The sequence below is a fragment of the Flavobacterium galactosi genome (genome assembly GCF_048158585.1).
GTDB classification, from domain to species: Bacteria; Bacteroidota; Bacteroidia; order Flavobacteriales; family Flavobacteriaceae; genus Flavobacterium; species Flavobacterium galactosi.
Map to the genome: position 1 here is coordinate 54,394 of NZ_JBLNKV010000007.1, position 13,011 is coordinate 67,404.

Sequence of the window (13,011 nt, forward strand, 5' to 3'; positions counted from 1 at the left end):
TAAATGTTGAATTTTAAATTTTAAATTAAAAAAAATGGCAGACGATAAAAAAGTGATATTCTCAATGTCAAAATTGAGTAAAACGTATCAAGGAGCAGATAAACCAGTACTTAAAAACATCTATTTGAGTTTCTTTTATGGAGCTAAAATTGGTATTTTGGGTTTAAATGGTTCAGGAAAATCTTCTTTATTAAAAATTATTGCAGGTGTAGATAAAAACTACCAAGGAGATGTAGTTTTTGCGCCAGGCTATACGGTTGGTTATTTAGAACAAGAACCTATTTTAGATGATAGTAAAACGGTTATTGAAATTGTAAGAGAAGGAGTTGCTGAAACAATGGCAGTATTAGACGAATTCAATAAAATCAACGATAGCTTTGGTCTTCCAGAAGTTTACGAAGATGCCGATAAAATGGAAAAATTGATGGATCGTCAAGCGTTATTACAAGATAAAATTGATGCGCTTGGAGCTTGGGAAATCGATACAAAATTAGAAATAGCGATGGATGCGTTACGTACTCCGGATGCTGATACTCCAATTAGAAATCTTTCTGGAGGAGAACGTCGCCGTGTGGCTTTATGTCGTTTGTTGTTGCAACAACCTGACGTTTTGCTTTTGGATGAGCCTACGAATCACTTGGATGCCGAAAGTGTTCTTTGGTTGGAACAACATTTAGCTCAATATGCAGGAACAGTTATCGCTGTAACTCACGATAGATATTTCTTGGATAATGTTGCAGGTTGGATTTTAGAGTTAGATAGAGGAGAAGGAATTCCTTGGAAAGGAAACTACTCTTCTTGGTTAGATCAAAAATCAAGCAGAATGGCGTTAGAAGAAAAAGTAGCTTCTAAACGTAGAAAAAACTTAGAAAGGGAGTTGGACTGGGTTCGTCAAGGAGCCAAAGGCCGTCAAACAAAACAAAAAGCACGTTTACAGAATTACGATAAACTGCTAAATGAAGATCAAAAAGCATTAGATGAAAATCTAGAAATCTATATTCCAAACGGACCTCGTTTAGGAACCAATGTAATTGAAGCGAAAGGTGTTGCAAAAGCCTATGGTGATAAATTATTATATGACAATTTGAATTTTACGCTGCCTCAAGCTGGTATTGTTGGTATTATCGGGCCAAACGGAGCTGGTAAATCAACGATTTTCAGAATGATTATGGGTGAAGAAAAACCTGATGCAGGGGAGTTTGCCATTGGAGAAACAGTGAAAATCGCATATGTCGATCAAGCGCATTCTAATATTAATCCTGATAAATCAATTTGGGAAAATTTTTGTGATGGTCAGGAATTAATTATGATGGGTGGAAGACAGGTGAATTCCAGAGCTTATTTAAGCCGATTTAATTTTGGAGGCAGTGATCAAAACAAAAAAGTATCCACACTTTCAGGAGGAGAACGTAACCGTTTGCATCTTGCTATGACTTTGAAAGAAGAAGGAAACGTTCTTTTATTGGATGAGCCTACGAATGATTTGGACATTAATACGCTTCGTGCATTAGAAGAAGGTTTGGAAAATTTTGCAGGTTGTGCGGTAGTCATTTCTCACGACAGATGGTTCTTGGACAGAATTTGTACACACATTTTAGCTTTTGAAGGAAACTCTGAAGTGTATTATTTTGAAGGAGGTTTCTCTGAATACGAGGAGAATAAGAAGAAACGTTTGGGTGGTGATTTAACACCGAAACGATTGAAATACAGAAAATTAATTAGAAGTTAAACTTCTGTATATAGTTAATATCATCAAGAGGACGTCCGTATAGACATCCTCTTTTTTGTGCTATTCTTTTTTTTTATCAGAATTCATCATAATTAAAACAGCGGCAACTAATCCAATTATTACCAAACCGAATACGACAATCATTATAAATGAACCGTTATCCCAAGAAAAAAGTGATGTGTCTTTCATAAATTCAAATTTTAAGGTTGGTCAAATATAGAATTACTGTTAAAAGTAATGCATGATAATTATCATAATTAATTAATTTTATTCTAAAAACTTAGCTTGAAGTTCTTTTGTAGGAATTATACAGCTTTCCTTTTTTCCATACCATTCATATCGATTTTTAGCAATGTAATCGTAAATATAATTAGTAAAGAAAATAGGAAAAATAGAAAATAAAGTTCCAAAATAATAAATCCCACCTAAATTTTTAGCAATTTCTAATACTGCTTCCGATTTATAATAATAAGCGATTCCGGGCTGGTAGAGAATTATACTATCAATGTTTTTAGCATCAATTCCAATGTGTTTAATGATTTCTTGACCTAAATCAGATTGAAGCGCCACAAACCTAAAAATATCTTTTTTGTCATGTTTAATGATGAATTGTACCGCTGAATTGCAGAGATTACAAACTCCATCAAACAGGATTATTTTTTTATCTTTAGGGAGGTTTAGCATTTTCTTGTTTTGTTTTGCGAAAGTTATTTCGTCATTATATTTTTAGTTTCTTCAAATAAATATTTCCAAGTTGGGTTCGTAGAACGAATTAAAGTGTTTTTTGCTTCTCTTGGACCCGTTTTTATTTGTTTCTCTCTTGTTATTGCATCACCCATCCATTGAAATTCTTATAATATACTAAAACATTCGCATTATAACGAGCAGAAAATGAATTAAGATATCTTTTTCTTTGTGTTCTAGAGTCCTTTGTGGAAGATTTGAAATAACACCTGTATAAGTTCAGTCTGGTATTTATTAGTGATTATATAGATGAATCCAGGTTTCATGTTTTTTATTTGTATTTGTCATTGCGAGGAACAAAACAATCACATTTCGTATATAGTGAACCGCTGTTAGTAGTAGTTTTAGATTCCATTTTTTACTAATCAGACCAAAAGTGTTGAGCTTAATGTAATTAACAATAAAAAAACATATAATCCATAAAAAAGGAATGCAATACTTATTGAAATTAAGCCTATAATTGTAAAAATATAACCCGTAGTACATTATAAATAAGTTGCTAATTATACTGAAAAATAGTATAATGTATTGATTGTTAATTAAATAAATTATCAATTTGCTTTAACAATGGTTCAATATTTCAACAAGTTCGTGTTTGATAGGAACATAAATAATTTGAAATTAATATAATCTAATAACGCACTACGGATAATATAGGATATTTCTATATACAATTTCAACTTTATCTACTTTTTTAAAAAGAATAGATAAAGCTGCTTTTTTTTTGATTACCTTTTTTAGAATTTATACATACCATATTTTTTTTAGGGATTAATCCAATGTCAATGCACCCAGAATTTCTTCGGATAAAAAAGGCCCACCGGGATATGTAGCAGTGTAATCAAGGTTTAACCAAACCTGCCCGCGCTCATCTATGTGATAATGTAGCTGTTTTTCACTACTCTCATTTACAAACAACACATTCTTAATAAGAAAATTAACTTTTTCTAAATCTACTAGAGAACCAATTAATATTTCTGGATAAATGTGACCCTTAGTATGAATTAATCGGGGTGTTCCACCGATAGATTTTATAGTTGCTGCCATTAAAATGGAATGATCATCGCAATCTCCTGAAAAGTATAGCAAGGATTCACTGGCAGTTGCAATATAATCGCCTTCTTTTGGATCGCTCACATAGTTCCATCGGTGATTTATTTCTTTAAATACTGCAAAACATTGAATGATCGTTCTGTAATCCGAATATCCTTTAACGTTTTTAAAATGTTTAGAAGTAGCCATGATTGCAAAATTTCTAATTTTTGGATTTTGGTACTCTATAGCATTGATGATTTTTGATTTATTGGGAAACGGAAGGAGTTTGGCAATAATTATATCTTGTGGATATGGATTGTCAGACATGGAATACATCATTGAATTATAATCTTCAAAAACGCTGTTGAAACCATAATTTCCAATAGTAGAACCATAAATTAAAATTAAAAAATAGAAGATGATACAAAAGAGAATAATCGTTCTTAGAAATCGCAGAATGATTTGAATAACAACAATAATCAATAGAAACAAAACTATTCTGTCGATATTCAGAAACCAATTCGGGTTAATTAAATTTTGATGTACAATTATAAAAACGGGAATAGCAATCAATATGTTCAAAATAAAAATAATAACATCATCCCAGGGTTTTTTGACCTGAAATTTCTGTTTCATACCTTGAAAATTAATTTCTTTTATTTTTATCATAGTAAAAATAAAAACAGCAATCTAGACTGTTTTTACAATATCCTCAAAAGTACCTTTTTTATCGATAATTTTAAGTTGAAATAGTTGATTTTGAACTTTGTTTAACATTTTTTCTGATAATGGTTTTTGCGACCATTGTGTTAACGACAGCCATTCTTTTATATCCTCAATTTTTTGACTGTAATTTGACGCTAAAGTTTTGTCAATATTCGGAATGTCTTTAAATTCTTGAGTAGTTTGATTGATTATGTTTAAAATTTTAGAAATAATATCGGGTTGTTTTTCCAAAATCTCATCACGAACGGCAATTACAAAACAGGGCCAAGGTGTAGGACAATCAGCAACTCTGCGGAAAATTCCTTTGTCGACAAGCGGTTTTGTCATGAAACGTTCCCACATAAAATAATCGGCAGTTCCGTTGGTCAAAGCCTCAACGGCGCCATCAATGGTATTTACAATTTCAAATTGCAGATTATCTGTTTTCCAACCTTGATTATCGGCATTGACATAGGCCATTAATTGCGAACCGGAACCTAATCTGGAAATAGCCACTTTGGTGTTTTCTAAATCAGCCAACGTTTTATAATTGGATTTTGCAGCTACATGAATTCCCCAAATTAACGGACTTTCTACATAAACCTGAACAATTTTACTTGGATTTCCGGCAGTGATATCTTTTACGATCCCTTCGGTTAGGATTACGGCAATATCAGTTTCTCCATCACGAAGCATTTGGCACATTTTGCCAGTTCCTTCAGGGACATCCGTCCATTGTAAATCGATGTTTTCTTTTTCGAAATCTCCGTTTTCGAGGCTTAAATGCCAAGGAAGATTAAAATGTTCTGGAACTCCAGCTATTTTTATTGCTGTCATATTTACGGTCTAAATGTGTGAAAATTATACATTAATATCTTTAAAATTATTCAATCTGGCATACCGAATCATGTTGGTAAACGCTTCCTGATCCAGTTTTGGTATTTCCAGAATGGAGTTCAATAAAGTGGTATCATATTCGTTGGCTGCTGTTGTGAAATAGGGATTTAAATGCTTACCAATGCTTTCATAATACAATTTTTCAATAACGTTTTTGTATTTAAAGTCCAATGAATTTTGGATTAAAGTGAAATTGGTGTAACCCACTTCCTTCATAATTAACTGCAATCCATTTACCATATTAAAACTTTTATTATTTACAATATTAAGCTGTTCAATATCGTCTCTTTCAAATGTATTTACAATTACTTTTGCGACATAATCGACAGGAATAATGTTCAAAACGGTGTCATCATTGACGATAAAACGGACATTTTCTTGTTCGCCTTTTCGCTGGGAAGTAAAGTGAAAAAACTTTGCTAAAAGATAAAAAACCATGTATTTTGGAATGAAATATTGATTTTCGGTTCCTAACATTTTGCCTCCAATCACACTTGGACGCAGAATTTGGAAGGGTAAGCCAATTTTTTTGCATTCTTGGGCAATAAAATTTTCCGAGTGGAATTTGGCATTTTCATACGCATTGCGGTGCTCCGGTTTGAAACTTAAACTGTGAAAATCATTCGCAATTAATCCTTTTCGGATTCCTGATGAAAAAGCGGTCCCTATATAAATGAATTTTTTTATAAAGGGATGGAATTTATTAAAAAGGGATTTTGTGATTTTGGTGTTTTCATCAAAAATCTTTTCGCGCTGTTCTTCATCTGTAGATAAATTTACGTATCCAGCCGAATGAATAAAATAAGCGCCTTCTATTTGGTTCGAAAAAGTATCCTGAATTGAATCCAAATCCGTATCGATGATTTCGATGTATTCATGTAGTTTTTCTATGCCTTTGTCTTTTATAATTTTAGGGGTGTAACTACTGGATAAAAGCTCGTTTATTCGATCTAAAGCGGAATTTTTTCCTTTATTTCTTGCGATAAGAAAAAGTTTTCCGTCAATTTTATTTTTCATGAAAAGTTCCAGAATTTCATACATAATATGAGAACCTAAAACTCCTGTAGCACCTGTAAGTATTATTTTCATTAGTGGTTTTGTTGTAAAAACAAATGTAGTTTTAAAAAAATTAAGGATTAACTTTTTAAAAACTACAAATGATTAAAATTTTCAAAAATTAAAATGGTTATCCTAAAGCAATTTTCTCCAGCGTATAGGCAATCAATTCATCGACCGCTTTATAAGGATCTTCGCTAAAAGTTCCTGAAGCTCGATTGGCAATGATAGCGTTTAATGATAATGCATTATGCCCTAAAAGAGCCGAAAGTCCGTATATAGCGGCAGTTTCCATTTCGAGATTGGTAATTTTATTTCCTTTAAAACTAAAATTATCCATTTTAGCATTCAATGCTTCATCTTGAATATTCAAACGCAACACGCGTCCTTGTGGACCGTAAAAACCTCCGGCTGTAGCTGTTATTCCTTTGTGCATTTTGTCGCTTTCAATCATTTTTTCCAGTGTAGAAGAACATGAAATCACATAGGGTTTTCCTTTTCGTAAATCCCAATTGGTGTGTTTTACAAAAGCATCTTCCATTTCAATATGTGAAACTTCATCAATCAAATAGGAGCGTAGCATGTTATCCAGGCCTAATCCAAATTTAGACAGCACAAAACTATCCACAGGAATATCAGCTTGCAAAGAACCCGAAGTTCCAATACGGATGATGTTCAATGAAGTAAGATTCTCTTTTGGTTGACGGGTTTGTAAATTAATGTTGACCAAAGCATCCAATTCGTTCATGACAATATCAATATTATCTGGGCCAATTCCTGTTGACATCACGGTAATTCGTTTCCCTTTGAAAATCCCGGTTTGGGTTTTGAACTCTCTTTTTTGAGTAGAAAATTCGATGCTATCAAAAAACTGCGTGATTTTTTCGACCCGATTTTGATCCCCTACAAAGATGATATCATGCGCAATGTGTTCTGGTTTTATATTCAAATGATAAACGCTTCCGTCTGGATTTAATATTAATTCTGATGCTTGTATCATTGTTTTTTTGTTTAAGGTTTAATGTTTCAAGTTGCTCAATTGAATACTAATTACTGAACACTGAACACTGAACACTGAACACTTTTCCTAGCCTCCAACACGTTTTACTTTAAAGCCTTTTTCTTTTAAAATAGTCATGATTTTATCCCGATAATCCCCTTGTATAATGATGGAATCATCCTTGAAAGTTCCACCCACACTTAATTTGGTTTTGATTTCTTTGGCCAGAATTTTAAAATCCTCGTCTGTTCCTTCGTAACCTTCAATTATAGTGGTAGCTTTTCCTTTTCGTTTTTCGAATTTGCAAATCATAGGTTCTTTTTGAACGTACAATTCGTGTGCAACTGCTTCAATTGCTTCTTCAGGTGAGGGTTCGTGATCCGGAAAAAGGTTTTTTAATTGGTCTTTTAAGTCCATAATTTTAAAATTTTATTTAAACCATTTTAGAAATTAAGAATACGAGGTTTATGTTCTTAATTTCTAAAGAGTAAAAAACAAAAGACATTAAGCATGCACTCAATGTCTTTTAGTATTTGACGTAAATTTAAGTTTTATTTTTTAATAAGTCCCAAATCTACTAAACGTTCATATAAATAAGCTCCTGCAGTTATATCTTCAAATTTTTTAGGATGTTCCGCATCAATGCAGTTTTCCAAACAATCCAATTTCATATCACTCACCGGATGCATAAAAAACGGAATAGAATAACGTGAAGTTCCCCACAATTCTCTCGGTGGATTTACCACTTGATGAATCGTAGATTTCAGTTTATTGTTAGTGTGACGTGATAACATATCTCCTACATTAATTACTAATTCGTCGGGTTCAGCGATGGCATCAATCCATTCACCATCATGGTTTTGAACTTGCAATCCTTTTCCTTGAGCCCCCATCAATAAGGTAATCAAGTTGATGTCTCCGTGAGCAGCGGCGCGAATGGCATTGGCTGGTTCAGAAGTGATGGGTGGGTAATGAATCGGTCTTAAGATTGAATTTCCGTCTTTGGCATATTGGTCAAAATAAAATTCATCCAAACCAAGGTATAAAGCCAACGCTCTCAGGACATAAACGCCTGTTTTTTCGAGCATTTGGTAGACTTCTTTTCCTACAACATTAAAACGGGGCAACTCTTTTACTTCCACATTTTCAGGGTATTCTGAAGCATATTTTGAATCTTTGGATACATATTGTCCAAAGTGCCAAAACTCTTTTAAATCCCCTTCTTTTCTGCCTTTGGCATGCTCCGTTCCAAAAGAAACATAGCCTCTTTGTCCGCCAATTCCAGGAATTTCATAACTGCGTTTTGTTTCTAATGGCAAAGCGAAAAAATTTCTGATTTCACCATACAATTCATCAACCAACTGGTCGTCTAAAAAATGCCCTTTGAGTGCTACGAAGCCAATATCTTCAAATGCACTTCCGATTTCATTTACAAATTTTTGTTTACGTTTCGGGTCGTCCGAAAGGAAATCACGCAAGTCAACACTAGGAATGTTTTGCATACTTTTAAATATTTTTTTATAACTTACAACGTCTAAAAACCTTGCAGTTACAAATGTAAAGAATAATTTTATATTTGGATTTTAAAATTTAGAAACAAATTAAAAAAATATAACAAAAATACACCAAACTGTTATATTTTTTTATCTTTGAAGCATCCATTAAAAAAGAAAAAATGACCTTTGATAGAAAAAATCTTACTGACGATCAATTATTAGATTTATATAAAAAAATACTGAAGCCAAGGCTTATAGAAGAAAAAATGTTGATTCTGATTCGTCAGGGAAAAGTATCCAAATGGTTTTCAGGAATTGGACAAGAGGCTATTTCTGTAGGAGTTACGGCAGTTTTAGATTCAGACGAGTATATTTTGCCTATGCATCGAAATTTAGGCGTTTTTACGGGAAGAAACATTCCGTTGTACCGACTTTTTTCGCAATGGCAGGGTAAAGCCAATGGTTTTACCAAAGGCCGTGATCGAAGTTTTCACTTTGGAACCCAACAGTACAAGATTATAGGCATGATTTCGCATTTAGGACCACAATTAGGGGTAGCTGATGGAATCGCTTTGGCTAATAAACTCAAGAAAAACGGAAAAATTACCGCAGTTTTTACTGGCGAAGGAGCTACCAGTGAAGGTGATTTTCATGAAGCTTTGAATATCGCTTCCGTTTGGGAATTACCGGTTCTATTTGTGATAGAGAATAACGGTTATGGACTTTCAACACCTACCAATGAACAATACCGTTGCGAAAACCTAGTAGATAAAGGAAAAGGATACGGAATGGAAAGCCATATTGTTGATGGGAACAATATTCTGGAAGTGTTTAATTTGTTATTCGAATTGAAAGCTTCGATGAAAGAAAATCCGCGTCCTGTTTTATTGGAATTCAAAACCTTCAGAATGCGCGGCCATGAAGAGGCGAGTGGCACTAAATACGTTCCGCAAGAGTTAATGGATAGGTGGGCGATTAAAGATCCAGTAGAAAATTACAGGAAATATTTGATAGATAACGGCATTCTTACAGCCGATTTTGATACAGCATTACATACCGAAATCAAGAACGATATTGATGAAAGTCTGGCTGTTGCCAATGCAGAACCTGAGATTGAAGCTTCGTTAAGTGAAGAACTAAATGATGTTTATAAACCATATGTATTTGAACAAGTTAACCCTTTATATGAAAAAGAAAACATTCGCTTTATAGATGCCATTTCCGCCAGTTTGAGACAATCGATGGAACGACACCCGAACTCGGTAATCATGGGTCAGGATATCGCTGAATATGGTGGTGCTTTCAAAATTACCGATGGTTTTGTAGCGCAGTTTGGCAAAGAGCGTGTCATCAATACGCCCATTTGTGAAAGTGCAATAGTTTCGGCAGCAATGGGATTGTCGATTAATGGATACAAAGCGATTGTGGAAATGCAGTTTGCTGATTTTGTTTCAACGGGATTCAATCCCATTGTGAATTTATTGGCCAAATCCCATTACCGCTGGTTAGAAAAAGCCGATGTTGTGGTCCGAATGCCTTGCGGTGGTGGAACACAAGCGGGTCCTTTTCATTCGCAAACCAATGAAGCTTGGTTTACCAAAACGCCGGGTCTAAAAGTGGTTTATCCCGCATTTCCGTATGATGCAAAAGGGCTTTTAAACACTTCGATCAATGATCCAAATCCGGTATTGTTTTTTGAACACAAGCAATTGTACCGAAGTGTTTACCAAGACGTGCCAAAAGAATATTATACCATTCCATTAGGAAAAGCGGCTTTGTTGAAGAAAGGAAATCAGGTTACGATTATTTCGTTTGGTGCAGCAGTGCATTGGGCTTTGGATACTTTAGCTAAAAACCCAGAGATCTCGGCTGATTTGTTGGATTTAAGAACCCTGCAGCCTTTGGATACCGAAGCTATTTTCGCATCGGTAAAGAAAACTGGAAGAGTGATTATTTATCAGGAAGACAGTATGTTTGGTGGAGTTGCCAGTGATATTTCGGCATTGATAATGGAAAATTGTTTCCAATATCTTGATGCGCCTGTAAAACGTGTGGCAAGTCTAGACACGCCGATTCCTTTTACAAAAGCGTTAGAAGATCAATATTTGCCGAAAGGCAGGTTTGAAAATGATTTGAAACAACTTTTGAAATATTAAAAGTGGATTAGGTTATTTTATAGTTTTGATTCTAAAAATAGCCTAATAACCAATAGATAATAATAAATAGTATAATTGTTCCGATACAGCCACCGCCTAATTTTTTGGCGCCGTAACCTGCCAGTAGTGTTTTGAAAAATCCGTTCATAAGTTTGAATTTAAGTGTTTTATAAAATTAAACTTTTATTTTTGAATGGCAAATTTTATTTTAATTCCATGAATATTTTTTTTATCAAAGCGATTTCTTCTTGATACATGGTTTTTTTTCTGGTCGCGAAATAGAGTGTGTTTTTAAGCGGATTATTTCCTTCCCAAATTAGTTTTACGGAACCATTTTCAATTTCTTTTCGGCATAAAAAATCGGGTACAACCGCCAATCTATTACTATCAGAAATGGATATTAAACACGAATTTTAACTTAAAAATTAGTGCTATAGGTATTCTTATTTTTCCCTATGCCTGACTGGAGGCTACAAAATTAAGATCTTAAATAACATCTTATCGATTACTCAATTTCGCTTTTTCCTTAATAATATCACTAATTTTTCGGTTTTCAATTTTGCTTTCCAGCCAGGATATAATATCAAGATAAAGAAAGGCTCTTTTTTCGTAGGTGTTTTTTTCCAATTCGATAAATCGTTCCCTCATTTTTATAAACTCTTTTTTGATATCACCAGGATAAATAGAGTTCAGGTTTTTCATGAATCGCATGATTTCCTTTTGGACTTCATGCAAATCATTCATTTTCAATAAAAACTTATAGGTGTTTTTTAATTGATTTTCCAAGTAATAATCTTTTCCTAATTCATAATGAGCGATAAGGCAAAGAATTCGAGAAAAACACATTAAATCTTCTCTCATAGTTAGATTTTTGTTGTTTATGATTTTCTCTAAATAAAAGATACATTCATTGTATTTTTCATTACCAAAATAAATGGATGCAATTTTATAATAAAACAACATTTCGTGATGCTCATCAAGATGCTCACTATGCAGTTTTAACTTTTCTAAAATTTCAGGAATTAAATACTCACTTTCGGCAAAAGTACCTTCTAAAATATGATAATTTAATTTGTTATTGTACAAATATAAGAATGATAATGAAGCAATATTATCATTCACCGGAAAGCGAGGATCGCTAATAGTTTCTTCTAATAAAACCAAATATTTTTTAAAATTTGACTTGTATTTGAGCATGTATAAAGACTCCAGCAAATAATGGTTTCCTTTGAGGAAAAATACCGGATTTAGATAAATCATATTGGGATTGTCATAAAAAAGATTGACCCATTTATAGGCATATTTATAACTGGCTAAAAAGTCCTGCACTAAAAAGCTATGCCAAAGGTTAGCATTGTAAAACCAGTATTTTTCACGAAATCCAAATTTTTTCTCGTCGAATTTAGAAATGTGCTTGTTGAAATAGTTGTCTATATATTTATATTCCTCGTCACTTTTTACATAACCTGTTTTGAGCATAATACCATACAGCTGCAGGGATAAATTAGATAATTTACTGGAAATGGTATTGCGATAATTTAATTCTTTGGCCTGAATTACCAACTCATCGGCGCGTCCCTGAATACTTCTGGTAATGTATTGTGATTCAATTAATTTTTCAAATTCTACAATCTCATATGCCATGAGTTTTTCGTCATTTTCTAATGCCAGAATCTTTGTTTTGTCTAATATTTTTAAGCTTTGTTTGTATAAACCTTTATTGTACAATATAGCGGCAAAATCAATTTGCTCTCTTAGCTGATACCGAATGTTTTGACTTGGAATATTCAATCGAATACTCACTAAAATTTGCTTGTATAAATAGGACTTTAGGTTGGATAATTGTACTTTTTTGATAATACCACTTTTCAAAATAAGCTTCTCATCGTATGCTTCTGATTTGTCTAAAATGTTGAATAATTCAATGAATTTTGTATTTGAACTTGTCTCGAGTCGGCTCGCAAAAATCTTAAATTGTCTTTTTTCAGACTTTGAAAGGGATTTTATTAATACAAATAAGAAATCTTTTTGATGGTTAGCCATTGTAATATATTGTAACTTAATTAATTGTTAATCAGCCACTTATAAAGTATTAATTCTCTTTATAAGCAGTATATTTCGATAAAATGAGTTTTGTATTAAAGTAATGAAATATAAATTTGTTATCGAGATGTGAAATTACATTAAATAAAT

General features: G+C 33.1%; 12 protein-coding genes. 2 read left to right on the forward strand and 10 right to left on the reverse strand.

Going from position 1 to position 13,011, the window contains the following annotated elements; all coding sequences use genetic code 11:
• Window positions 1-34 precede the first annotated feature (34 nt).
• Window positions 35-1,729, forward strand: a complete 1,695-nt coding sequence (gene ettA, locus ACM55M_RS15090) for an energy-dependent translational throttle protein EttA (protein WP_416858482.1) — start codon at window positions 35-37, stop codon at window positions 1,727-1,729.
• Between the two features lie 60 nt (window positions 1,730-1,789).
• Here ettA and ACM55M_RS15095 read toward each other — a convergent pair whose 3' ends face one another.
• The 9 genes from ACM55M_RS15095 to ACM55M_RS15135 form a co-directional block, all read right to left on the reverse strand.
• On the reverse strand, window positions 1,790-1,918 hold the full coding sequence (locus ACM55M_RS15095; protein ID WP_416858483.1) for a hypothetical protein: 129 nt from the start codon (window positions 1,916-1,918) through the stop codon (window positions 1,790-1,792).
• 78 nt (window positions 1,919-1,996) lie between these two features.
• Window positions 1,997-2,413, reverse strand: coding sequence for a thiol-disulfide oxidoreductase DCC family protein (locus ACM55M_RS15100; protein WP_416858484.1), 417 nt, complete (start codon window positions 2,411-2,413; stop codon window positions 1,997-1,999).
• 23 nt (window positions 2,414-2,436) lie between these two features.
• Complete coding sequence (locus ACM55M_RS15105; protein WP_416858485.1) at window positions 2,437-2,568, reverse strand: GIY-YIG nuclease family protein; 132 nt, start codon at window positions 2,566-2,568, stop codon at window positions 2,437-2,439.
• Window positions 2,569-3,244: 676 nt separating this feature from the next.
• Window positions 3,245-4,177, reverse strand: a complete 933-nt coding sequence (locus tag ACM55M_RS15110) for a transglutaminase (RefSeq protein ID WP_416858486.1) — start codon at window positions 4,175-4,177, stop codon at window positions 3,245-3,247.
• 21 nt (window positions 4,178-4,198) lie between these two features.
• Window positions 4,199-5,050, reverse strand: coding sequence for a substrate-binding domain-containing protein (locus ACM55M_RS15115; protein WP_416858487.1), 852 nt, complete (start codon window positions 5,048-5,050; stop codon window positions 4,199-4,201).
• A 24-nt stretch (window positions 5,051-5,074) separates the two neighbouring features.
• Complete coding sequence (locus ACM55M_RS15120; protein ID WP_416858488.1) at window positions 5,075-6,199, reverse strand: SDR family oxidoreductase; 1,125 nt, start codon at window positions 6,197-6,199, stop codon at window positions 5,075-5,077.
• Between the two features lie 97 nt (window positions 6,200-6,296).
• On the reverse strand, window positions 6,297-7,166 hold the full coding sequence (locus ACM55M_RS15125) for a nucleoside phosphorylase (protein ID WP_416858489.1): 870 nt from the start codon (window positions 7,164-7,166) through the stop codon (window positions 6,297-6,299).
• A gap of 87 nt (window positions 7,167-7,253) precedes the next feature.
• Complete coding sequence (locus tag ACM55M_RS15130; RefSeq protein ID WP_416858490.1) at window positions 7,254-7,583, reverse strand: translation initiation factor; 330 nt, start codon at window positions 7,581-7,583, stop codon at window positions 7,254-7,256.
• A 134-nt stretch (window positions 7,584-7,717) separates the two neighbouring features.
• Window positions 7,718-8,668, reverse strand: coding sequence for an isopenicillin N synthase family dioxygenase (locus ACM55M_RS15135; RefSeq protein WP_416858491.1), 951 nt, complete (start codon window positions 8,666-8,668; stop codon window positions 7,718-7,720).
• A gap of 173 nt (window positions 8,669-8,841) precedes the next feature.
• Between ACM55M_RS15135 and ACM55M_RS15140 the strand changes: the two genes are divergently transcribed.
• A complete protein-coding gene (locus tag ACM55M_RS15140) occupies window positions 8,842-10,818 on the forward strand; it encodes an alpha-ketoacid dehydrogenase subunit alpha/beta (RefSeq protein WP_416858492.1) in 1,977 nt (658 codons plus the stop codon).
• Window positions 10,819-11,316: 498 nt separating this feature from the next.
• Here ACM55M_RS15140 and ACM55M_RS15145 read toward each other — a convergent pair whose 3' ends face one another.
• On the reverse strand, window positions 11,317-12,861 hold the full coding sequence (locus ACM55M_RS15145; protein WP_416858493.1) for a hypothetical protein: 1,545 nt from the start codon (window positions 12,859-12,861) through the stop codon (window positions 11,317-11,319).
• Window positions 12,862-13,011 lie beyond the last annotated feature (150 nt).

Excerpts from the sequence above, each read along its gene's own strand:
- ettA (WP_416858482.1), top strand. The coding sequence starts at position 35 with ATGGCAGACGATAAAAAAGTGATATTCTCAATGTCAAAATTGAGTAAA.
- ACM55M_RS15095 (WP_416858483.1), bottom strand. The coding sequence starts at position 1,918 with ATGAAAGACACATCACTTTTTTCTTGGGATAACGGTTCATTTATAATG.
- ACM55M_RS15100 (WP_416858484.1), bottom strand. The coding sequence starts at position 2,413 with ATGCTAAACCTCCCTAAAGATAAAAAAATAATCCTGTTTGATGGAGTT.
- ACM55M_RS15105 (WP_416858485.1), bottom strand. The coding sequence starts at position 2,568 with ATGGGTGATGCAATAACAAGAGAGAAACAAATAAAAACGGGTCCAAGA.
- ACM55M_RS15110 (WP_416858486.1), bottom strand. The coding sequence starts at position 4,177 with ATGATAAAAATAAAAGAAATTAATTTTCAAGGTATGAAACAGAAATTT.
- ACM55M_RS15115 (WP_416858487.1), bottom strand. The coding sequence starts at position 5,050 with ATGACAGCAATAAAAATAGCTGGAGTTCCAGAACATTTTAATCTTCCT.
- ACM55M_RS15120 (WP_416858488.1), bottom strand. The coding sequence starts at position 6,199 with ATGAAAATAATACTTACAGGTGCTACAGGAGTTTTAGGTTCTCATATT.
- ACM55M_RS15125 (WP_416858489.1), bottom strand. The coding sequence starts at position 7,166 with ATGATACAAGCATCAGAATTAATATTAAATCCAGACGGAAGCGTTTAT.
- ACM55M_RS15130 (WP_416858490.1), bottom strand. The coding sequence starts at position 7,583 with ATGGACTTAAAAGACCAATTAAAAAACCTTTTTCCGGATCACGAACCC.
- ACM55M_RS15135 (WP_416858491.1), bottom strand. The coding sequence starts at position 8,668 with ATGCAAAACATTCCTAGTGTTGACTTGCGTGATTTCCTTTCGGACGAC.
- ACM55M_RS15140 (WP_416858492.1), top strand. The coding sequence starts at position 8,842 with ATGACCTTTGATAGAAAAAATCTTACTGACGATCAATTATTAGATTTA.
- ACM55M_RS15145 (WP_416858493.1), bottom strand. The coding sequence starts at position 12,861 with ATGGCTAACCATCAAAAAGATTTCTTATTTGTATTAATAAAATCCCTT.